The organism is Natranaerovirga pectinivora, from assembly GCF_004342165.1.
Taxonomy (GTDB): Bacteria; Bacillota; Clostridia; order Lachnospirales; family DSM-24629; genus Natranaerovirga; species Natranaerovirga pectinivora.
This window is the reverse complement of the sequence record NZ_SMAL01000003.1, coordinates 309074-332976: the sequence shown is the minus strand read 5'-3', so window position 1 is coordinate 332976 and position 23903 is coordinate 309074. Positions and strand designations below refer to the sequence as shown.

At 30.7% G+C, this 23903-nt stretch carries 21 protein-coding genes; 19 read left to right on the top strand and 2 right to left on the bottom strand.

The genetic code is table 11. The annotated features are described in order from the left end of the window. The 3 genes from EDC18_RS06215 to EDC18_RS06205 all read left to right on the top strand — a co-directional run. The coding region (locus EDC18_RS06215; protein WP_165878496.1) for a hypothetical protein at nt 1-490 on the top strand (490 nt) is incomplete at its 5' end. Nucleotides 491-640: 150 nt separating this feature from the next. Next, entirely contained in the window at nt 641-994 is a 354-nt protein-coding gene (locus EDC18_RS06210) for a hypothetical protein (RefSeq protein WP_132251384.1), read from the top strand. A gap of 410 nt (nt 995-1404) precedes the next feature. Then, nucleotides 1405-2886 carry a copper amine oxidase N-terminal domain-containing protein gene (locus EDC18_RS06205; RefSeq protein ID WP_132251382.1) on the top strand — a complete coding sequence of 494 codons (1482 nt, stop codon included), beginning with the start codon at nt 1405-1407 and terminating at the stop codon, nt 2884-2886. 127 nt (nt 2887-3013) lie between these two features. Here EDC18_RS06205 and EDC18_RS06200 read toward each other — a convergent pair whose 3' ends face one another. Together EDC18_RS06200 and yiaK are read right to left on the bottom strand one after the other, a co-directional pair. After that, entirely contained in the window at nt 3014-3388 is a 375-nt protein-coding gene (locus tag EDC18_RS06200; RefSeq protein WP_132251380.1) for a hypothetical protein, read from the bottom strand. A gap of 596 nt (nt 3389-3984) precedes the next feature. Then, on the bottom strand, nt 3985-4986 hold the full coding sequence (gene yiaK / locus EDC18_RS06195; protein WP_132251378.1) for a 3-dehydro-L-gulonate 2-dehydrogenase: 1002 nt from the start codon (nt 4984-4986) through the stop codon (nt 3985-3987). 138 nt (nt 4987-5124) lie between these two features. On the opposite strand from yiaK, the gene EDC18_RS06190 reads away from it, so the two are divergent. The 16 genes from EDC18_RS06190 (at nt 5125) to EDC18_RS06120 (ending at nt 23902) form a co-directional block, all read left to right on the top strand. Next, nucleotides 5125-6162, top strand: coding sequence for an ATP-binding protein (locus EDC18_RS06190; protein ID WP_132251376.1), 1038 nt, complete (start codon nt 5125-5127; stop codon nt 6160-6162). 5 nt (nt 6163-6167) lie between these two features. After that, complete coding sequence (locus tag EDC18_RS06185; RefSeq protein ID WP_132251374.1) at nt 6168-7499, top strand: sigma-54-dependent transcriptional regulator; 1332 nt, start codon at nt 6168-6170, stop codon at nt 7497-7499. Between the two features lie 83 nt (nt 7500-7582). Further along, nucleotides 7583-7702, top strand: a complete 120-nt coding sequence (locus EDC18_RS14850) for an LDCC motif putative metal-binding protein (protein ID WP_279230908.1) — start codon at nt 7583-7585, stop codon at nt 7700-7702. Nucleotides 7703-7741: 39 nt separating this feature from the next. Further along, on the top strand, nt 7742-8005 hold the full coding sequence (locus EDC18_RS06180) for a hypothetical protein (RefSeq protein ID WP_132251372.1): 264 nt from the start codon (nt 7742-7744) through the stop codon (nt 8003-8005). A gap of 11 nt (nt 8006-8016) precedes the next feature. Continuing rightward, on the top strand, nt 8017-10275 hold the full coding sequence (locus EDC18_RS06175; protein ID WP_132251370.1) for a spermine/spermidine synthase domain-containing protein: 2259 nt from the start codon (nt 8017-8019) through the stop codon (nt 10273-10275). Between the two features lie 30 nt (nt 10276-10305). After that, complete coding sequence (gene lgt, locus EDC18_RS06170; RefSeq protein ID WP_132251368.1) at nt 10306-11136, top strand: prolipoprotein diacylglyceryl transferase; 831 nt, start codon at nt 10306-10308, stop codon at nt 11134-11136. Between the two features lie 27 nt (nt 11137-11163). Beyond that, on the top strand, nt 11164-11742 hold the full coding sequence (locus EDC18_RS06165; RefSeq protein WP_132251366.1) for a hypothetical protein: 579 nt from the start codon (nt 11164-11166) through the stop codon (nt 11740-11742). 95 nt (nt 11743-11837) lie between these two features. Beyond that, nucleotides 11838-13130 (top strand): RNA polymerase factor sigma-54, encoded by a 1293-nt coding sequence (gene rpoN / locus EDC18_RS06160; protein ID WP_132251364.1) that lies wholly within the window; start codon nt 11838-11840, stop codon nt 13128-13130. 112 nt (nt 13131-13242) lie between these two features. After that, nucleotides 13243-13614 carry a NusG domain II-containing protein gene (locus EDC18_RS06155; RefSeq protein ID WP_165878495.1) on the top strand — a complete coding sequence of 124 codons (372 nt, stop codon included), beginning with the start codon at nt 13243-13245 and terminating at the stop codon, nt 13612-13614. A 188-nt stretch (nt 13615-13802) separates the two neighbouring features. Next, nucleotides 13803-16178, top strand: coding sequence for a DUF8726 domain-containing protein (locus EDC18_RS06150; RefSeq protein WP_132251360.1), 2376 nt, complete (start codon nt 13803-13805; stop codon nt 16176-16178). After that, nucleotides 16178-17116 carry an ABC transporter ATP-binding protein gene (locus EDC18_RS06145; RefSeq protein WP_132251358.1) on the top strand — a complete coding sequence of 313 codons (939 nt, stop codon included), beginning with the start codon at nt 16178-16180 and terminating at the stop codon, nt 17114-17116. The genes EDC18_RS06150 and EDC18_RS06145 overlap by 1 nt, the downstream gene beginning before the upstream one ends. Next, nucleotides 17117-18022: an ABC transporter permease gene (locus tag EDC18_RS06140; RefSeq protein WP_132251356.1), complete on the top strand. Its 906-nt coding sequence runs from the start codon at nt 17117-17119 to the stop codon at nt 18020-18022. Nucleotides 18023-18255: 233 nt separating this feature from the next. Next, a complete protein-coding gene (locus EDC18_RS06135; protein ID WP_132251354.1) occupies nt 18256-19830 on the top strand; it encodes a DUF8809 domain-containing protein in 1575 nt (524 codons plus the stop codon). Nucleotides 19831-20191: 361 nt separating this feature from the next. Further along, nucleotides 20192-21175 carry an AAA family ATPase gene (locus EDC18_RS06130; RefSeq protein WP_132251352.1) on the top strand — a complete coding sequence of 328 codons (984 nt, stop codon included), beginning with the start codon at nt 20192-20194 and terminating at the stop codon, nt 21173-21175. 3 nt (nt 21176-21178) lie between these two features. After that, nucleotides 21179-22060 carry a DUF58 domain-containing protein gene (locus EDC18_RS06125; RefSeq protein ID WP_132251350.1) on the top strand — a complete coding sequence of 294 codons (882 nt, stop codon included), beginning with the start codon at nt 21179-21181 and terminating at the stop codon, nt 22058-22060. A 45-nt stretch (nt 22061-22105) separates the two neighbouring features. Next, entirely contained in the window at nt 22106-23902 is a 1797-nt protein-coding gene (locus EDC18_RS06120) for a vWA domain-containing protein (RefSeq protein WP_132251348.1), read from the top strand. Nucleotide 23903: the final 1 nt, after the last annotated feature.

Here is a 23903-nt window from a genome sequence, read left to right as displayed (position 1 = left end):
AGAATATACTCGTCAAAACAATGGAATCAGAAGTGATATAGTTGGTTCTTCTAATAACTCTATATTAGGAACAAGAAATCCTAATTCAACATTACAAGTAGATATAAGTAAGTTTAATGAGGCACTTAAAGGAACTGGATTTATGATTTCCAGTAGTGGTAGAGTTCAAATGTCAGGACTTATTATGGATGATCCATCTTCGAAATTGATTCTTGGAAGAGATGAAAATAATAATCCAATGATAACCATTCGTGACTGGGCAAAACCAGGTCAAACTTTTCAAATGGTTGTAGTTCCGACAAATGTTGCTATGGAAGCAATGAAATATTATAGTGTGAAACCATCAGATGGTGAGGCTATATGGGAATTTGTAGATAACTTAATTCAAACAAGAAGAAATCCAGAAGCAGATAAAAGATACTTGTTTGGAGAAACTGTGGTTATTTTCAGATCTTCACCAATGGGGCCTCAAGTAATTTTCGTTGACTAACACTAAAAAAAGCAATTGTAAAAGTAATATATCAATTCTAGAGTAGACTAAGTGATTTTAATAAATATTAGATAATAAATATTTTTTAAATTTATAAGTTGTTGCATTTTCATAGCACCTATTTTCGGGACTTATATAACGGATAGTGATATGACGCATATAATAATGGCTATTATCCCTGTTGTAATCTTAGTGATTTTAAATTTACAAGCAAAAAAGCCTATATACATAGTAACATTAACAGTATTTCAAGTAATATATAGCATCTCTATTTTTATGTATCTTATATTTAAATTAGGAGTAATAATTTTAGATGTTATGTTTAAGACACAATTAAGTAAAAATTATACATTCTTCGATCCTAGTGCTGAAAGAAAGAAAAAATTACAACAAAGAGAAGAGCAACTGGCTACAGCTGATTTTAATGCTCGAAGATTAGGTTTTGATGATGCAGAGGAAGCAGAAAATCTGGGTGTTTGGACAGGAACAAGAAAACCAGATTAGTTATAGTGATTTAATTATTATACTCCTTTCCATAATTGATTGGTTGTATTAATGCTATTTGGCCTGTTGTTGTTGATGAAAGTAAGCAATAATGGTAAAATATTCTAAGTAGAAAAAATTAATACATAAGTTATAAAAATATTTAAGAGGATATTTTGCATCTTGCTACAAAAGAGAGTGATGAATAACCTGACTTTTGGTCGGTGTTTTTTTCGGTTAAAAGTAAGTTCTTTGTATGAACTCTCTGTTGAGAAACTGCTAATGAAACAACTACTTTTAGGGTGGGAATTTAAAAAAAATTTAAATTATATTGATTTTATATTTTTTATGATATTATTTTCTTATAATATTTTAAATAAAATAAATATACTAACATTATAAAAAAACAAAAAAAGGAGAAAAATAATTGTATGAAAGAAATATTAGCAAAGACAATATCAATTTTATTATTAAGCATTTTGATTTCATCATCTATTTTTGCTATGAAATTCACAGAATCACAAAAACAAGAGATTATGGAGGGGTTATATAATCTTGAAATTGAAGATTCGGAACTATATTGGAACATTAAAACTAGCTATTTAGGGGAAGATGATGATTTTATATATTTTCATAGAGGTACTTTAAGCTTATATAATAAAAAAACCAAAGAAGTAATTTCTTCAGATTATTCTATGCAAGGGGTATCATATTTAGAGATAGGTGGTAACTTTTATGGAATTTTAGCTAGAAGCTTAAGTGAGCGTAATTATGGTAAGCATGACATTGTTATAGTAAATAAAGATTTTAAAAAAACGAGTGCTTTTAGTTTAGATTATAATCATACTCGTATAGAAAAGGTATCTGATGAAATCTATATTTACTCAGGTACAAAAGAAAATGAAAAAGTTACAGATATAAAAGTTATTTTTTTTGATAAAGGTTTAAATAGGTTTATAACTAAGGTTATTGTACAAAATGCTGTTGACTTTAGAGTTATAGGAAATAATATTTACTATATAGAAGGAAATAAGTCTGATATACTTATAGATAGTGCAAATCCTACTTATTTCTACGGAAAACTAAAAAAAGCAACAATAGATTTACAAAGGAGTAGAGTTATAAGAATTGAAAATGTTGTTAATGAAGATGTTTTTAACATACAAGTTGATTTGGGTAATCTTTATTATCAGAAAGTATCTAATTTAAAATTATATTCTATAGAAGATAATGAAATTCCATTATTGTCTAGTGAAAAGGCTATTTTTGTTGTGAATGGAAAAGTTTTTACAACTGTAACAGAAAATGATAAATCCATTGTAAAATTTAAAGATTTACAAAGCAATAAAGAAGTTAAAAGCATTAATTCTATGGAACCTTTAATTGGGGCGGTAGATTTTTTTGATGAAAGATATTTAATTGGGTATGGTCTTGATGGTTCTAGGGGGCGAAATTCACTTTCAACTGCAGATGAGATTATTGAGAGAATGATATTTGATGAAGAGGTATCTGAAACCTATAATGAAAATGATATTAAAATCCTTATAAATAATAAACATTTAAAAACAGACTCTTTCTTAGGAATTCCATTTATTGAAGATGGGAGAACTTTAGTCCCTTTAAGAGTAATAGTAGAAGCTTTAGGTTTAGACGTTGATTGGGAAGGGGATACGCAAAAAATAATCATAAATAATGAAGTTGGTAGTTTAATTTATTTTCAAATAAATAGTAATATTTTGGAATTTACCACATTTAGTAAAAGTGGAGAGGCTAATATTAGTAAAAGAATAATGGATGCTACTCCAATACTTAAAGATGGTAGAACTTATATACCGTTAAGATTTTTGAGTGAAATATTAGGTTATGAAATAAGGTATGATTATAAAGGATACCATCATATAGAAATATTCTAATATGGGAATCCAAAAAAAGAACTTAAAAATATGCTTTTTTCAATAGCTTAATATTTATTTTACAATAAAAATATAGAACTTCAATGCTTTTAGAGTGTTGAGGTTCTTTTTCTAATTTATAGATGTCCTATAGTTTTTTTATTCTACACTGTAGCGTTCTGTGTATGAGATAGACATAAGGGATTAAAATTGCTAAAAATCCATAAACGCTAATAAAGGTATCATACTTGTGATAATGATTAGTAAATCCAAGAATAACTGAGATAAACCATAAAAGTATGATTGGCCACATAAAAGACACATTAGCTAATAAGTATTGTGTTTTCGAAATGTATAAAAGATAAGCAATAAAAAACACAGTGATTAAAAAAGACAGGACAATGGTTTCATAAAAGGTAATATTAATGGGTATATCACTAGTAACTACCAAATGATATATTTTTATAGACAATATGAACATCAATAAGCCAATAAATGTAACAATATCAAAAGCCTTATTCATTTCTTTTTTCTCCTTTTTATAGATGAACTTAATCATCAAAGTCAGGTAATAACTTCTCAATAGCTCTTTTAGAAACATGTTTTAAAGACAGTGAAATAATAAAATGAATATAACTTATGATTATTAAAGAAAGATAGATAAGTAGTTTTAATTGTAAAGGAGGATTAGAGAACCATTGATTAAATAGGTAGAATCCATAAAGAACGAATAAAAGGTGACATATATATTTGATTGTAGTTTTTTTTATAACAAAATATATGAATTGGTGAATCAAACTATTCAAGATAAGAGTACTTGGTATGAAGATAAGAACAACAGCTATGTCCATAAAAAAGGGGAACGCATTCCCGCTATAATTAGGGTAAAAAACATAAGTGCCAATTACGGATATGATTAATGATATTAAGGTCCATAAAGTAAACATTAGCTTATCCTTTCATTGTTACTTATCTTTTAATAATAAATGATATTTAATAATGCCAATTAATTTTACTACAATATAGCATTTAAAATTGGAAAAGTCAAACAATTTCTAAAAAAGTGTCCTTGTTACATTAAAAAAAGGTTGGCAGAATAAATTCTGACAACCTTATAATCTACATATTTAATACTTCTTCCCATATACTTGCTTCAACAGGAATTCCATTCTTTAAATTAGCTTTTCTAGTCTTAAGCGTACCTTCCCCTGGATATCTAACGGATGTACCGTCTTCGGCAGGTTCTGCATTTTGCAAATCTTGTATAGTGTTTTCTATACTTTGATACATTAAATGTTGTTCAGGTAATTTTGAGATATCAAAAGCCATAAAAAGTTGAGAGACACTATATTCTGCTTCTAATTCACCAATTGCCAAAGTAGATCGACCGCCAGATAAAGTCATTGCAATAAGGTCTAACATTAGTGAAAGGCCTGAACCTTTCCAATAGCCTATAGGAAGTGGTCTTTTTGTTTCCTGAATTTCCTTTGGATCTTTTGATAACTTTCCTTTAGTATCAAAGCCACCATCTACAGGTAGCATGTTACCGTTTAATTCATAATTGCTTAATTGTCCGTATGAGAATTGAGACATTGCTATGTCTAGGACAACATGTTCTCCATTAGGTCTTGGAACAGCTAAGATTAAGGGGTTATTCCCTATTTTAGCATTAGAAGACCCCCAAGGTGGCATATTTGGCAGTGTATTTGTCCAACAGATGCCAATACAACCAGATTCAGCTGCCAACCAACCATAACTTCCTCCACGCATCCAATGATTATTATTTTTTAGAGTAACACATCCCATACCATTTTCTTTTGCTAACTCAATGGCACGTTCCATAGAAGCATAGGCATTTAGATTCCCTGGTCCTAAGTTACCATCCCATCGTTCTATAAAGCCAATGGTATCTAATTTGATTGGTTCGGCATTTACATCAACAATGCCTTTATCAATGAGAGATACAAACCTAGGAAAACGATTCAAGCCATGAGAATAGACGCCATCAAGACTGGTTTCAGCAAATAATTTGGCACAAAGTTCAGCTCTATCTTTAGAAAAACCTTTTTTGAGTAATATTCTTAAGAATTCTTGGTACATTATATCAAATGATATGCGCATTTATGTAGCCTCCTATAGTAGTATTTGTTTATTTATTCATATATAGTATAGCATAAAAACTTCCTATTCCTAACTTATCTTATATAAAAAATGTTATAATATAGTTATAAAAAAGAACAAAATTTAAGGAATGATATAATGACATCAGATAAAAAGAAACAAGTACTTTTTATATCGAGTTTATTAATAATAATAACAGCATTACATTACTTTACTTCTAATAATGAGTTTAAGCTTCATGAATTATATAGAAGGCTATACTATATTCCTATTATAGTGGGGGCATTTTATTTTAAATTATTAGGTGGTATGATATTACCAATTGTGATTTCCCTTTTGTATATGCCATATGTATTTATCTTCTCAGGTCACACAGGTGCTGATTTAATAGCAGATGTTTTTGAGCTCATTATGTTTTATACAATAGGTGGTATTACAGGGCTCTTGGTTCAAAAGATATACGACACAACATTGGAAAATTCACGCCTAGAAGAAGAAATTCAAAGAGCAGATAAATTATCGGCAATAGGTCAATTGGCATCGGGAGTAGCCCATGAAATAAGAAACCCATTGGCAATAATCAATACCATTTCACAAACTTTAATGGAGGATAACCATTTAAAACAAGATCAAAAAGAAGGGTTAGAAATCATAAAAGAGGAAGTGGCCAGATCTAATAAGGTGATAAATGAACTGCTTAATTTCTCACGTAGTTCAAAGTTAGAAAAAGAAAAGATAGATATTAATAAATTGATCAATAATGTGGTCATATTAACGGAAAAGTATGGGGCGCAAAAAGGTGTAGAAATTCAATTCAAACAAGGCAATAATAGCCCAGCTTTTATTATGGGCGATGAAGAAAAAATTAAGCAAGCTTTTATAAATATAATATTTAATGGCGTAGATGCGATACAAAACAAAGGGGTTATCGGTATTGAACTTACAAGTAAAGAAAAGTTTGTTTATATTGAGTTTGAAGATACAGGCAAAGGTATAGAAGAAGAAAATATAGAGAAAATATTCAATCCCTTTTACACAACGAAAGAAACGGGAGTAGGATTGGGACTAGCCATTACCTATAGGATTGTAGAGGATCATAAAGGCACAATAAATTTTATTAGTGCTATAAATAGGGGAACAAAAGTTACAGTAACTTTTCCTAGAGCAAAGGAGTAAAAAGAATGAACAGAAGAATACTCATTGTTGATGATGAAAAAAATATGCGGTGGGCTTTAAAAAAAGCTTTCGAAAGTGAAACATATGAATTGTACGAAGCTGAAAATGGAGAAGAAGCCATTCAACAGTTTAATAAATACACACCTGATCTAGTGCTATTAGACATTAGAATGCCAAAATTAAATGGGTTAGAAGTCTTAAAAAAACTACAAGAAGATAATAAAAATGTGGCCATTATAATGATTACCGCTTATGGAGATGTTGAATCTGCATTAGAGGCTATGAAATTAGGTGCTTTAGATTATATAACAAAGCCTTTTGAAATTGAAGAACTTAAAGGGCGAATTAGAAAAGTATTTGAAAGTGAAATGAATAAAAGTCAAGATAGGATAACATATGAAGATCATAAAATAGTAGGCAATAGTAGTAAGATAATTAATGTGTTGCATATGGTACAGCGTGTTGCAAATACAACAGCAACGGTTTTAATTCAAGGAGAAAGTGGTACAGGAAAGGAATTGATAGCAAGATCTTTACATCAGATAAGTGATAGAAAGGAAAAACCATACATTACTGTTAATTGTGGCGCCTTACCAGAAGCATTGTTAGAAAGTGAATTATTTGGACATGAAAAAGGTGCATTTACAGGTGCCATTAATAAAAACATTGGGCGTTTTGAAAGAGCAGAGGGTGGCACATTATTCTTAGATGAAATTGGTGAACTAAGTTTACCAATGCAGGTAAAGCTTTTAAGAGCGTTGCAGGAAAAAGAAATAGAGCGGGTTGGTGGAAAATCAACAATAAAAATTGATGTGAGAGTCGTAACAGCAACCAATAGAAATCTAATAGAAATGATAAAGAAGGGGACTTTTAGAGAAGATTTATATTATAGGTTAAATGTGGTATCTGTTGAATTGCCCCCTTTAAGAGAAAGAAAGGAAGATATACCTGAACTAATCAACTTTTTTATTCAAAAATACGCTGTAAAGTTTAATAGAGATGTTTATAAAATGTCTGATATAGCTATTGAATTATTAAAGAGATACGCTTGGCCTGGCAATATAAGGGAATTAGAGAATATCATTGAAAGGGCAGTGATTTTAAGCTTAGGAGAAACAATAACGCCAGAAGTATTGCCAAGAGAAATTATAGGTTTTCAACAAGAGAACAAGAGATTTGAATTACCAGAGGAAGGTATTGACTTAGAAGAAGTGGAAAAGAATTTAATTTTGCAGGCAGTAGAAAAAGCAAAAGGCAATCAAACGGAAGCTGCGAAATTACTAGGTATCACAAGACAAACTTTGATTTACAGAATGAATAAATACGAATTAAAATAAAAACACGCCGGAGTGTTTTTATTTTTTTTTATAAAAGTTGGCACGTTTTTTGCACTATATATAAATAAAGGGAGGTGTTTTTTATGAAATGGTTAAAAAAATTAATTGATAAGATTGCACAAACGAATAATGAAAACTTACCATCAGGAGAAAAGTTAGATTGTTGTAACATAAAAAACGATAAAAAAAATATAAAAAAATAGGATACAGATTAATTAATTTACATCTTAAGGAGGAAAAGAATGAATTGTTGTAACAAAAACAATAAAGATAATACGAGTAATAACGAAGAACAAAATAAGATGGGTATAAAGCATATGCTTATAATGGTACTTTGCTGTGCCATACCTATTACCTTGCTTTTGGTATTGCCCCTTTTAAATATTCCTGATGGAAGATTTAGTGCAATTTTAAGTATGGGTATTTTTTTATTATGTCCATTGCTACACATTGGTTTAATGGGTGTTATGATGAAAAAATCAAAAAAGCATAATGAAGACTGTTAGGGGGATCATTGGTGTTTGAAAGTTCATATAAGAGATGGAGATTATTTATTAGTGTGGCGTTGATTTCTATGACAATGCTAATGTTTGAAATTATACTCAGTAGATTATTTTCAACAATATTATCCTATCATTATGTTTTTTTAGTAGTATCAATGGCAGTATTAGGTTTAGGGTTAGGAAGTGTAATAGAATACAACGATCAGACCATTGATAATGATGATAGAAAAATTAGTAATAATATTTTAGGGTTGGTTATATCTAAGTTTATGGTATTTGGTTTAATATACTTTATGCCCTATATATCCCATATTGTTTACATTGTTTTAAGCATTATCCCCTTTATCTTTTTAGGTAAACTGATGGCTTTTATATTTACTCGGTATAGCCAACATATTAGAAAAATTTATTTTGCGGATATGGTTGGAGGGGGGCTAGCAGCCATATTAAGCATTCTATTTTTAAACCAGTTTAAGTTTGTTAGAACTTCTTTGATTATTTTTATAATCAATACAATCATCTTATTGATTTGGTCTGTAGATAAGAAGATTAACTACATTTCTTTAGGCACGATTATGTTATTAAGTGTAAGTATGTTTTCTAATATTACAGCGTTTATAGAAAATAATTTTATTGGTTATATGACTAGCCCTACAACGTCATTACAAAGGGTTAGAAGTAGAGGTGGCAATCCAGAAATTATTTACACCAACTGGGATGGGTTTGCAAGAACTGATGTGATTAGGCTAAATGATACAGACGACTCTTGGCGCATTGTTACAATCAATGGTGGGGCAAATGCGGGAATGGTTAGATGGGATGGCCAACCTGAAGAAATAATTGGTATTACGGATGAGGTAGATTTTCTCCCTTATATTATTAGAGAAAATGAAGATGTCGCTATTATAGGCGCAGGAGGGGGAAAGGATGTTTTACAAGCAGTATTAGGAGGCGCATTTAATATTGATGCCATTGAAATTAATCCATCAGCAATTGAAGCAGTAAAGGATATGAGCGATTATAACGGTAATTTATATAATCTGCCACAAGTTAATTTTATTGAAGGCGATGGTAGAAGTGTCATTCAAAAGAGTGGCAAAAAATATGATGTAGTATTTTTATCATTAGTTATGACGAATACAACAGAGTCTATAGGGTTATCTATGGCTGAAAGTTATATATATACTGAAGAAGCAATTGCAACTTATATAGAACATTTAAAAGAAGATGGGCAATTGGTTTTTGTAACACATAGTGAAAATGAACTGATAAAAGTTTCAAATACAGTTTATAGAGTGCTACAAGAAAAAGGAATACCTGTTGAGGACATTGGTGATCACTTTATTGTTGCAACAGAAGTTGCTAACCATGGAAATGGTGTAACAGTATCCTATCCTATGGCAATGATTAAGAATAGTAAATACACTCAAGAGGAAATAGCAATAGCGGAACAATTTATCTCAAAGCATGGATATGGAATGATTCATTTGCCAGGTATCTATGAAGAAAGTATGTATGGGGATTTATCACAAGGTTTAGTTGATATTGATTCAATTATAAAAACGTATCCTTCAAATATAGCACCAGCAACAGACAATCAACCTTTTTTCTATAATTTTAGTAAAGGCATAACTCCAAATTTTATTTATATGATTTTAATCATAGTAATCGCTTTGCTTATGATTTTTAAAAATGTTGTAATTGCAAATAGGGCAACTAATCCATCGATACTATTTGGTATGTTAGGATTAGGATTTATGATCATTGAAATTGGATTTATTCAAAAATTAACTTTGTTTTTAGAACATCCCACAAGGGCTTTTGTAATAACCCTTTCTTCACTATTAGTAAGTGCAGGGATAGGAAGTTATTGTAGTGCATTCAAAATATTTATAGATAAAAAGAATAGACATTATTCAATTATTGGTGTGGTTTTTAGTTTGTTTTTTACCCTTATCTTTTTTAATAATATGCATTTATTTTTAGGACTGAACATTTATTATAAAACATTCATTTCAGTCACTATTATATTTTTTAGTGGTTACTTTATGGGGATGGTGTTACCTCACTCAATACGGGTTCTTAATGAATCAAAAAGGAATCAGATTATCCCGTTAATGTATGGCATTAATGGCATAACTTCCGTGTTAGGATCTGTTATTGCAGTAGTTATTTCGATGTATCTAGGCATTAATATGACAATGATTTCAGGAATCATCATATACGCTTTAATTCTACTAATGATGCCTAAACTATTGGCAGAGGGTAATTAATCTTTTATATGACATTTTAGGAGGACAATAATGAAAACTTTATTTACGATAGGTAATTTACACATACCTTTTTTTGGGATAATGATCGCAATTGGAATAACTGTGGGATACTTTTTAATTAGGTATGAAGCTAAGAGAAAGGGTATAGATGCAGAAAAAATTTCAGACTTATTTTTTGGGGGAATCGTTGGAGGTCTTATTGGCGGTAGGTTAGGCTATATATTATTTTATAATTTTAACTTTTATATTACAAACCCCATTGAAATACTTAAAGTGTATAATGGTGGCTTGGCCATCCATGGTAGTATTATAGGAGGAACCATAGCAGTACTGATATTCATTAAGAAAAATAATTTAAAAGTTTTTGAGGTTGCAGATATCGTGACCCCTGCTTTAATACTAGGTCAGGCAATTGGAAGAGTTGGATGTGATGTATATGGCAAGGTTATGACTGTTCCCAGGTTTTGGGGCATACCCATCAATGGAGAGATTTACCACCCTGCACAAGTATATGAGTTTGTATTAAACTATTTATTGTTTATGGTTCTATGGATCAAAAGAGATAAAATAAAATACCAAGGTCAGTTATTTGGTTATTATTTAATTGGTTTTGGATTTATAAGAAGTTTTGTAGAATTATTTAGAGAAAATCCAACGGTATTTGGGTTTCTAAGTGTTTCACATGTACTAAGCATATTTATTATTTTAGCTGGTATTATTTGGATAAAAATAATGAAATACAAAAGTGTTAGTACGCAGCATATTCATTCCGGGTCAAATACACTTTTTGTGGCTTTAAAAGTTGTATTTTTGATGTTAATCTCTATAGCACTCTATTATGTGGTTCAACTGAATTTTTAAGAAGTAGTATAGTAGGAGGTCTATTTAATGAGTAAAGGTGCCTTTAGTATTATTTTTTTAATAATCGTAGTAATTATCGCTACATTTTTTCCAGTTAATAAGAGCAATGATGATGTAACGAATAAAGAAACTTTAATAGTACAAGAAGAACTAGAGAATAAAAATGAACCTGTCAACAAAGAGGAACAAGTTAGTTATATTGAAAATAAAGATGAATTCGATTACTACGGTGATGTGATAGATGAAACAACACGGATGAATCAAGAAGGTGCGGTAATGGTTACAGCTAACTTCCTAAATTTAAAAGAACATATCGAAGATTTTTGGGTTTTTGAAGTTTCTTTGGATACACATACTGTTGATTTAGGTCAGTATAATTATAGTGAATTAATTACAATTAGGGTAGATGATGCGTATAAAACAAATGATGAATTTAATTTAAGTGTTGAAGGAGCGCTTCATCATATGTCTTTAATAATAAAATTACCTAAAGTAATGAATAATAAAGACATAATAACACCGGAGAATAAAGAAATAGTATTAGCCATTAATGAAGTTGATGGTGTTAAAACAAGAGAATTAAAATGGAATTTAAAAAACATATAATCTAAGGATACAATTATTGAATATTATTTAATTTTTTGTTATGCTTAATCCATATGAACTAGTAGAAAAGAGTTTAGACATATAAGGGTGAAAAAATGAAATTAGATATGCAATTGAATCAAAATATGGAACAAAATCAACATCTGTCTCAAAAAATGATTCAAGCCATATCCATCCTTGAAATGAATAATGAAGAACTAATTTTATACATTAAAGAACAAATGTTAGAGAACCCTATACTTGATTGGAAAGACAATAACATTAAAAGTTATGATTATGAAATAATAGATGATAAAAATAAAAATCTCCTAACTTCATATGAGGACCTTCTTCTCCAATGGAAGGAAAGAGCAAAGAAAATATCAAAAAAGAGCAATAAAAACCTAGTTTACAAAGTAGGTCTAGATATTATTGAGAATATAAATGATCAAGGCTATTTAGAAAAGTCTGTTGAAGCAATCAGTAAGGCATTCAAAATTAATACCAAAGATGTTGAACGGATATTAAAAAACATACAAAGCCTAGAACCTATTGGTATTGGGAGCAGGCACCTTGGTGAATATTTAAGTATTCAACTAAAAAATCTTGGTTATAAGGACGATGTTCTAACTAATCTAGTGGAGGAGCATATCCAATTACTAGGCAAGAAACAATGGAAAACAATATGTGAAATACTAAATATTTCTAGAGAGCAACTAAAAGGGTATTTAGAATTACTCAGCAGCCTTTCCCCACGTATTCCTTTTAAAAAAGAAAATAAAGACACAGTTCATATACAACCAGAGCTAAAAGTGATAGAAAAAGATGGGGTATTAACATTAGAGTGGATAGATGAAACAATACCTAATCTGTATATACCTGAGTATTATCTTCAAATAATGAATGATGAGAATCAGGATGAACAGGCTAAAGAATATATAATAAACAATATAGATAAAGCCAGATGGCTTATGAGAAATATTGAAGAAAGAAGAAAAAATATCTATAATGTAGCAAATTATATTATGCGTTATCAAGAGGATTTTATAAAATATGGCGATACATTAAAACCTCTATCTCAATCACAAGTTTCTAAAGCTTTGGGGTTATCTAATTCAACAATAAGTAGAGTAGTTAATAATAAATATATAGAGACACCAAAAGGCCTATTTGAAATTAAAGATTTTTTTTCACAAGGCTTACCATTTCAAGATGTTGAGATTTCCAACAAAGAAATAATGAAAATGATTGAAGACATCATTAAAAATGAAAACAAAAGAAAGCCACTTAGTGATGAAAAGATAAAAGATTTATTAGTAAAAAAAGGTGTTCAAATATCAAGAAGGACAGTTACAAAGTATAGATTAGAGATGAATATATTAAGTTCTGTTGATAGAAAAGAACTTTGAGTTAAAATATATAAAGTTTAAGGGGAAAAGCTAATCAAATTGATTGGTTTTTTCTTTTTATATGGAACAAAGCAGTGAAAAAAAACGTCAATATTATGTTAGGAGAATAAATGTGAAAAAAGGAGATAAGATGTTTATAATAATTCTTTTGTTAAGTATTATAGTTTTTTATTTGTTTTTTGAATTAAATTCAACAGAAGGAGATTTAGCAATTATAATTGTAAATGGGGTAATCAATAAAGAAATTGATTTAAAAATAGATGGGATTTATGAATTTCCTTTTCGTAATCATTTGGGATTGGTAGAGGTAAGTAATGGATCAATTAGAATGTTAGAAATGAATAAGGAAATATGTCCTAATGCAATATGTTCTAATACAGGATGGATTGATAAATCTTACCAAATTATAGTGTGTCTTCCCAATAGAATAACAGTACATATTGAATCAGGCATCAAAACTGATATTGATGATTTCGTTTTTTAATGAGAGCATAATGTTATCTTGTTACCATATATTACATTTTTATCTCAAAAGAATATATTTTAAAAAAACTTTGTAGTACAATATACAATATTTGTAATTTTTATGTTTTTCTTAATCAATTCTTAAGATTTATAAGTTATAATATGAGTCAAGAGGTAAAAAGAATAAAAAATGAAAAGAGGGGCAGTATGAAAAAAATTAAACAGATATCAACGATATGTCTACTGATTTTTATATTTACAATATTGCAGTTGCCAATGATTGCTGCAAATGAAGAAGGTAATATTGCAATTGATGTAACCTATGGTTTTGAAAAAAATATAAAAATTGGTAAGCATATGCCTGTAACGGTTAATATCAAAAACAATGGGCCGGATTTTGAAGGCGTTGTAGAAGTAGAGGTACCAAGAAATAATAATGAAGTTACAGTTTATAAAAAAAATATTAGTTTTCCACAGAATACAGAAAAAGAAGTATCACTTTCTATACCTGTACAAAACAATATAGGTTCAATTAAAGTCAATGTAAAGAATACCAATGGCAAATTAATAAAAGACAATAGCTTTAATATTGATGGCAGAAGAGTCTTAACAAATTCCTTATTAATTGGTGTCTTAAGTGATGATTATAGTAGTCTTATGTATTTACAAGAAAATAGTATACTTTCACATATATATAGTCCGAGGACATTTGTGGACTTAAGTAGAGTCCACTTGCCTGAAGATGTATTAGGACTAGGGGCTTTAGATGTTATCATTATAAATAATTATAATACTTCGAATATAAGTAATGAGCAATATGATGCAATAAAACAATGGGTTAAAAACGGTGGACATTTAATTATAGGTACAGGGCCTACATACAATAAAACATTGTCCATTTTTGAAGACGATTTTTTATCGGGTGACATTAGAAGTGCTAATACAATAGAAACAAATTTTAATCACGAAGCTCTTATGCCTATAAATCTTCACATACAAGACATTATAATGAATGAAGGTGAAGATGTTTTTGCAGATGGCTTAGTTAGAAAAATTCAAAGAGGCAATGGTGTCATTCTTTTAACACTATTTGATCTGGGGTTAGAACCCCTTGTAAGTTACCATAATAATGTAGATTTTGCTGCATTATTGTTTAACAATACGATATCTAATGAGTATTTATATAATGCTCAAGTCGACAATAGAAGACTTGATGGGTGGCGATTAAGTAGTTATCTATCTATGTTTCCTGATGTGAATTTACCTAAAATGAGTACCATTGTTATAATCATTATGATTTATTTACTTATCGTTGGGCCACTCATTTACTTTATTGCTAAGAAATTGGATAAAAGAGAATTTTTGTGGATAGGCGTTCCTGCAATTGCAATTATTTTTACAGGAATTATATTTTCTTTTGGGGGATCAACCAGGTTTACTCAACCCATTATAAATAGAGGAAATATAATAATGCTAAATAATTCAGATGATGTTATAAATATAGAAAGTTATGTTGGGATCATATCCCCTAGAGCACGAAATTTATTAATTGAAGTGCCTAATGACAAATCACCAGCTTTATTAGCCAATCATCACAATTATTATAGTAATAATACAAATAAGATAGTACACTCAGTAATAACAGTTGATAGAGATATTACAAATATAGAGATTAAAAATACCCAGGCTTTTAACCCTAACTTTTTATCAATGGTAGATACTTTTGAATTAGAAGGCGGTATTCACTCTAATCTTTCCTTTGATTTGAATGGTATTAGTGGGACATTAACCAATAATTTAGGGCATACATTAGAAGACGTTTTTATTTATGGAAATAGAATGTTTAGTCTAATAGGAAATATAGAAGAAGGGGAAAAAACCATCACAAGTAAGTTGAATAGTGTTTTTAATTATTATGATGTTATGAATATGGTTTATCCAAATAGATGGAATCGAAGCAATGTAAATGTAAGTGAACAAATAAAAGTGAGACAAAGAAGTAATTTTATGGAGCAGTTTTTAGAAACTATAGAACGAAGTGGTGATAATAAGATCTATTTAATGGGGTTCTATAATGTTACAGAAGAGAGTAATATTCGAATCAATAACAAAAAGCAATACGAGAATAATTTGAATATGGTTATAATCCCTATCGAATTAGCTATAAATGAAGGTGGAGAGATTAATTTCCCATTGGGATATTTTATGCCTACACCAATTTATAATGGCATTGATAAACATGATTATGATCATATGAACAACATTTTCTTTGGAGATGAAATTGAATTATCCTATCATTTTTACGAGAATTTAGAATTAGAAAAAATAAAATTTGAAAACAATATTCTAACCAGTCGTTTTGGTTCCTTCGGGGGAGACGTATATATTTATAATTATTTTAGTGAAGGATATGAGCTCTTTGATTATATTAACGAAACAATTGAGGGTGATAGGTTAGATGAAGTCATTAATGAGTTGAATCAACTTCAAATAAAGTTAGTTCAACCTCAAAATCAAGGTCAAGGTCCTACACATTATGCGACATCCGTACCATTAATAGGCGTGCAGGGGAGGTTGAACTAATGTTAACCATTAAAAATTTATATAAAAGCTATGGTAAGTTTTTAGCTTTAGATAATCTGAATTTAGAAATAAAAAGAGGGGAAATATTTGGTTTCGTAGGTCCTAATGGTGCAGGAAAAACAACTACAATGAGAATTGTATCAGGTTTATTAAAAGCTGATTCAGGAGAAGTGTATGTTGATGGTGTGAATGCGATGAGAGATACCAAAGCCCTTAAAGAAAAAATAGGTTATATGCCAGACTTTTTTGGTGTTTATGATAATTTAAAAGCCATTGAATACCTAGAGTTCTATGCATCTATCTACAAGATAGTAGGTTCTGATGCAAGACAAATTTGTCTTGATTTATTAGAGTTGGTTAATCTTTCAGATAAAGCCAATACCTATGTAGATAGTCTTTCAAGGGGTATGAAGCAAAGACTGTGCTTGGCAAGGTGTTTGGTTCACAATCCTGAATTATTAATATTAGATGAGCCTGCTTCAGGTATGGACCCTAGAGCAAGATACGAAATGAAGGAAATTCTTAAAAACTTAAAAGAATTAGGGAAAACCATTATTGTTAGTTCTCATATTTTGCCAGAATTAGCAGAGGTTTGTAGCAAGGTTGGTATTATTGATAAAGGAAGACTTATGGTTTCTGGAACAGTGGATGAGATTATGTACAATATGAATCATATGACTCCTTTAAAAATCAAAGTTTTAAGAGATACAGAAAAGGCAGTGAAGTTTTTAAAAGAGCAACCTAATATTGATCATATAAAAGTTTCAGATTCTTTAATTACTGCCAACTTTAATGGTGGAGAAGATGATACAGTTGAAATGCTTCAGAAGCTAATAAAAAATGAAATTCCTGTTTTATCTTTTGGGCAAGAAGCAGGTAATTTAGAAACTCTATTTATTCAAATAACAGATAATGAAGTAGAAAAGGGGGCGAAATAAATGATTAACCCAGTATTTAGAAAAGAGCTTAAGCTTACAACCAGAAGTTGGAAGTTTGCAATGATGATACTTGTTTATACAGGTGTTATAGCAGCCATTGGGTTGTTTATCTTTTACCAGATTTTAGAAAACTTAGCTTATTCATCTAATCTTCAAGAATTTACAATGTTATATGTAGTTTTAGCAAGTTTACAATTTGGTTTGATATTATTTGTTGCCCCTGCATTAACAGCAGGAGCTATTTCAGGAGAAAGAGAGCGTCAAACTTTAGAGATTTTAATGTCAACACCTTTAAGATCTAGCTCTATTTTAATTGGTAAACTACTTTCTTCTATAAGTACTATTACTCTTTTAGTAGTGGCTAGTACACCTGTTCTTGCTTTAATGTTTATTTTTGGAGGTATAAGTATACCACAGCTATTTGGTTTGTTAGGGTATTACTTAGTGACGGTTATTTTTGTTGGTAGTGTAGGGATTTTTGTTTCAACAGCTTTTAAAAGAACTACTGTTTCTAATGTAATCACTTATGCCATAGGACTTATGTTGGTGTTGGGTACCATTGTTTATGCAGGTATATATATATATATTCAATCAAGAGGGGTTAACTTTACTGTGCCTTCAAGTACGCCAATTCCCTTATACATTCTTTATGCAAATCCGTTAATGGGTTTTGTGGGATTGATTATGGATCAATTAGGATTTGTTGGTAGAGGGAGTCCGTTAGATATATTTTTTAATACGACAATTAATCCTAGAGATGTTTGGATTGCTAATGTGATTATTGAGTTGGTTATATCAGGTGTTTTATTATGGGTTGCTTCTAGAAGGTTAAACCCTAAGATGAGTAAGTTTGTTGGTGGGGTTAGGGCTAAGAAGCGTAAGAAAAAGAATGTAGAGATAGAGTAAGTGATTCGATGAAATATTCCTAAGCCTTAAGAACTCCCTTCGGTCAGACACTTAAGGCTTTTGACGGAATTTTTATCTTCACTTACTAAGATTTACTGTAGAAATATTTAAAAGTCACTTTATTATCACAGATAGACCTCATACTGGGCTCGTTCTTTTAAAACATTGCTTCATTCACTTATAGTAGAAAAATAATAGATATTACAATAGATTTTGGTTAGGAGGTTATTATTATGGAGATTAAGATTATTAAGTTTATAAAGAAAGCACAGCGATTAATTGGTTTGAATATCTTTGTGAATACCCTTGTGAAAGGGTCTTTGATTGCTTTGTGTTTTGGTATTGCTTTAATGGTAGCCTCATTTTTTATTCCTATCTATAGGGCTTTTATGATTTCTATTTATTGTGTGATGAGTGGCTTGGTTATTTCTATTGGGTTTTCTTTTTTTAGAATGCCTTCTTTAAAGAAAGCGGCGCTTGTTGCGGATTCTACAGGGCTTGATGAACGGTTATTGACTTCAATGGAGTTGTTAGAAAAAAAAGATCAGTTAAGTGTTATGCAGAAGCAGGATACTTTAAAGTCTATTCAGGGTTATGAGTTAAGAAAGAAGTTGCCTGTAAGGGTAGGGTATAAACGATTGATTGCTTTGTTTTTGTTAGTGATTATTTTTGTTACCAGCGGTTTTATTCCTAATGAGAAAAATGCCATTGCTAGGGAAAATTATGAGTTAAAACAGTTAAAAGAAGAGGTTAAAGAGAAGATTGAAGCTGTTCTTGAAGAATTAATAGAGCATAAGGAATTGTATAGTAAAGAAGAGTTTGAGGCGCTAGAAGAAGCTTTGGAAGAAGCTTTGGAAGAAATTGATAAAGCTGTTAATGATCAAGATATAGATAAAGCATTAGAGCGACTGGAAAAAAAATTAGAGAAGGAATCAGAAGATAAAAAGGATGAGGCTAAGGACTTTTTATTGGATATGAGAAAGCAGCTTTTTCCTGATAGTGAAAGAGTCAAAGAGGATATGGCTCAAGCAGAAAAAGAAAATTTACAAGAGGCAATGAAAGAAAATGAACTACTTAATGATATTGCTGAGATTTTAAATACATTTGATTTAACCGAATTGCAAGAGTTATTGTCTTTGTTGGCAGAGAATTTATCCCAGTTAGATATGGGGTTAAGAGAGGATATGGCAGAAGATTTAAGGAGTTTGCTTAGTGAACTTGACAGTGAACTATTAAAAGCGTTACTAGAAATGCTTGCAGAGGCCATCGAAGCAGGAGAGTTGTCTGAAGAGTTACAAGAGGAGTTAAGCAAAGAGCTAAGTGAATTAGGTGCTCCATCAATTTCTCTAGGCATTCCTGGTCTGCCTTCTTCTGATAATCAGCAAGGGAATAATTCGGGGAATGGCGATGGAGATGGTGACGGTGGCGGAGACGGTAATGGAGATGGCAATGGACAAGGGAGTGGCCAAGGTTCTGGATCAGGGGGCCAAGGAAATGGTGGAGGTACTGGATGGAATCATGGCAGTGATCAAGGGTTTCAAAGACAAGATCCGTTGAATGAAGTAAGTGATAATGTTTTTGTTACGGGAACTGTTGGTGATGATGATAATTTAACGGGTGTTCAAGATTCTGAAGGGAATAGTCAGGTTCAGATAGATAATAGTGGGTTGACTTTAAGAGGTGAATCCGTTAGTTATGATCGTGTTATAGGTGAATATACTGAGAGGGCTATGGATGTTATGTATGATTATAGTATTCCTGATGTTATGAAGGATGTTATTCGGGGGTATTTTGAATCGTTGAATTAAATTGTTGTGGCTCTTTTGAAAGAGTTGTATGAAGAGTTGTATGAAGAGTCGTATGAGAGTGTACTTGTATGGCAGTTCTGCTTAAATATTTTTTGAAATTCTAAGTGCGTTTCAATAATTATTCCTAAGCCTTAAGAACTCCCTTCGGTCAAACACTTAAGGCTTTTAACGGAATATTTATTTCCACTTACTAAGTATTTCAGGAAAATATTTAAAAGAGAACAGCCATACAAGTACACTCTCATACTCTGTCGTGGAAGTAGAAAAACTTTGTATGGGATTTCACCTACTTCGTGGTGAAGTTGCTTTGGTGGTAATAATATTATGATAGATAGTAAATATTTTTTTAGGAGTGAGTGATTTGGAGATTAATGAGAAAGATATACAGGATTTGATTGATAATGTGCTTATGTGTGAACAAGAGATTGGGAAAGGTATTATTGGGCAGAAGGATATTGTTAGACAGGTTTTGATTGGGATTTTATCAGGTGGCAATATTTTGTTAGAGGGGGTTCCTGGGCTTGGGAAGACTCAGCTTGTTAAGACCATTTCTAAGGTTCTTGATCTTAGTTTTTCGCGTATTCAGTTTACACCTGATTTAATGCCTGCGGATGTGACGGGAACCAATTTAATTGTTAAAGAGAATGATAAGAATGTTTTTGAGTTTGATAAAGGACCTATTTTTGCCAATTTAGTTTTAGCAGATGAGATTAATAGGGCAACGCCAAAGACTCAGTCAGCGCTTCTTGAGGCCATGCAAGAGAAAACGGTTACTGTGAGTAAGAGTACTTACGAATTGCCAAGTCCATTTATGGTGTTAGCCACTCAGAATCCTATAGAGAATGAAGGGACATATCCTCTTCCAGAGGCACAACTAGATCGCTTTATGTTTAAGCTTAATGTTGAGTATCCATCATTAGAGGAACTTAAAGAGATTATGGAGATTACTGTAACCAATAAACAAGTGGCATTAAGTTCAATTATTGATGGTGAAAAGATTTTATCCATGAGAAAGATTATTAAGGAAGTGCCAATTGCTGATGCAGTGACAGAGTATGCTTTAAAAGTTCTTTTGGCAACCCATCCAGATAGAGAGGATTCTCCAGAAAAAACAAAGAAATATATTGCAGTAGGGGCCAGTCCAAGGGGAGCCCAGTCTATCATAACAGGTGCTAAAGTTAGAGCGTTAATGGAAGGTAGATTAAATGTTTCTTTTGAGGACATTAAATTCGTTGCTTATCCAGCTTTAAGACATAGACTTATTCTTAATTTTGAAGGGGTATCGGATAATTTAACCCCAGATGATTTGATAACAGAAATCCTTGAAGTGGTAAAGGCTGTGTAATGTATGAATGAAAATATATTTGATGAACCATTTTTTAAGAAATTAAATCGGTTGAATTTTTTAATAAAAATGAGTCTTTCTCAAGGTGCTAATGGGGGAAGAAAGTCTTTAGCAAAGGGCACCTCTGTAGAATTTTCTGATTATCGGGAGTACATACAAGGGGATGACTTTAGACGTATTGATTGGAATGCTTATGGTCGATTTGAAAAGCTTTTTATTAAATTGTTTATGGAAGAAAGAGAAGCTGTTTTTAATATTTTTTTAGATTGTAGCCGTTCTATGGATTTTGGTGAGGCTAAAAAATCAAAAGTTGCCCTACAGTTAACAGCTGCTATATCCTATATAGTCCTTAACAACATGGATAGGTTGCAAATCCATGCTTTAAAAGACAATGACATCAAAACCATTAAAACCGGTTCTGGAAAAGGGTCTTTTCAAAACCTATTAAAAGACTTGAATCATATTCAATTTGAAAATAAAACAGAAATTAGTACAGCTGTAAGAAAAAAAGACATTAGAAATAGAGGCGTTTCTATTATTATTTCTGATTTCTTTTGTAAGGAATCTATTGAAGATGCCATTAAATACTTGGCTTTTAAAAAACAAGAAGTTATTGTTATTCATCTCTTAGCTAGAGAAGAAATGGCACCATCTTTTGATAAAATGGTGAATCTAATAGATTCAGAAACGGAACAGTCAATTAAAATATCTATGACACCTAATGTTTTGAAATTATATGAAAAAACATTCAATAACTTTTGTAAGGATATTGAATTAAAAACCAAAAAGTATAATGGTAATTATGTACAGATTATATCCGATGAACCTCTTGAAAAAATAGTGCTACAATCTTTTTCTTCAAAAGGTTTAATAAATAAAGTATAAACCTGTAAAGACCATAGAATATAAAGGAATGTAGAGGTAGGTCTTATGAATTTTCTTCAATTTTGGCCCTTAACTTTTTTAGCCCTTATACCCATTGTAATCATAATGTATTTGCTTAAACAAAAAGCAGAGGATTATGTTTATTCCAGTACTTTTTTATGGGAAGAAGTATATAAGAATATGGAAGTCAATACACCATGGGAAAAGCTTAAAAAGAGCCTTCTTTTATTGATACAGCTTTTAATTATTTTATTAATCATTTTTATATTAATGAACCCTTATTTTCACTCAAGGCATACAGATGCTGAAAATATTCTTATGGTTATTGACACCAGTGGGAGTATGAATACATCATATAATGATAGCACTAGGTTTCTAGAAGCCATAGAGAGTGCTAAGAATCTAGTGAATGCTTTAAAGGAGAATACTTCAGTTTCTATTATTTCAGTGTCTAATATGGCAAAAATTGAAATTAGCAATACAAAAGATAAAGATAGGATTGTTAGAGTATTAGATAATATAGAAGTAACTCATTTGCCTTCTAGAATAGAAGATAGTTTTTCTGTTATTAACTCACTCACTAGCCAGTGGGAAGGGTATGACATTTTATTTTTTACAGATCAAGACCTAAGGCTAAATGATGGTAGAGTCATATCCTTTAATAATGAAGTCATTAATTTATCTGTAGATTATGTGAGCCATCGTTATCGAGAAAATAATCTTTACATAATGGCACAAGTAACCAATTGGTCTAAGGAGACCCTTTCAACAGATGTTAATCTATATGGAGATGGTAAGCTATTAGACATTCAAAAAATCCAATTAGAGCCAGAAGAGCATAAACTAGTACATTTTAATAATGTGAATTTTACAGGTAATATTATAAAAGCAGAACTGAATGATTCGGATGATTTGGTTTATGATAATATAGCCTACGACATTATAACAAGTGAATACGAAACCAATGTTTTATTGGCCACCAATAGAAATATATTTATTGAAAAAGCATTGTTTACTTTACCTAATATAAATATTTATAAGACCAATGATATTAACACCATTGGAAGAAATGAGTATGACTTATATATTATTGATGGGTTAGAGTTAGGTAGTGTACCAAAAGGAGGAAATGTGCTTTTAATAAACCCACAAGGGAATCCTTTTGTAAGTATCAATGGTATAAGAAATGGCGGTTTGGTTACAGCAAGTGATTCTAGTGTAACAAAATTTATAGATAGAATGACCTTTAGCGTAAGAGAAATAAAAGCTATTGATAATAAGAATTGGATGAATACTTTTTTAACATTAAACAATGCAAATGCTGGCAGTTACGGAGAAGTAAATGGGCAAAAAGTTGTCATTCTACCCTTTGATTTACATGACACGGATTTGGTTTTAAAACCAGAGTTTCCAATATTAATTCATAATATTCTAGACTATCTAGTAGAAGATGGCATACTAACATACTATAAATTTACTGCTGGAGATGAAGTCGGATTAAATCCGAATACCCATGGTAGTCAAATAGAGATTGAAACCCCAAGTGGTAATAAGGAAATAGTACCTTTAAGTTTTCCAATGAAGCCATATACCAATGCTCAAAAGGTAGGGGTATACACAGCCGCACAATGGGTAGAAGATGAAAAGGTGGAAGAGTATTTTGTTGTAAATTTTCCAAGTTATAAAGAGTCTAGAGTAGAATCAATAGTAATACAAGATAATTTTTCAAGAAATAATGAAATTACCCTTGGTATACTAGATTTAAGAAAATATCTAATAATTGCCTTACTTATTTTTGTTTTAATAGAGTGGGTTGTTTATATTGTTGAGAGTAGGAAGTAGG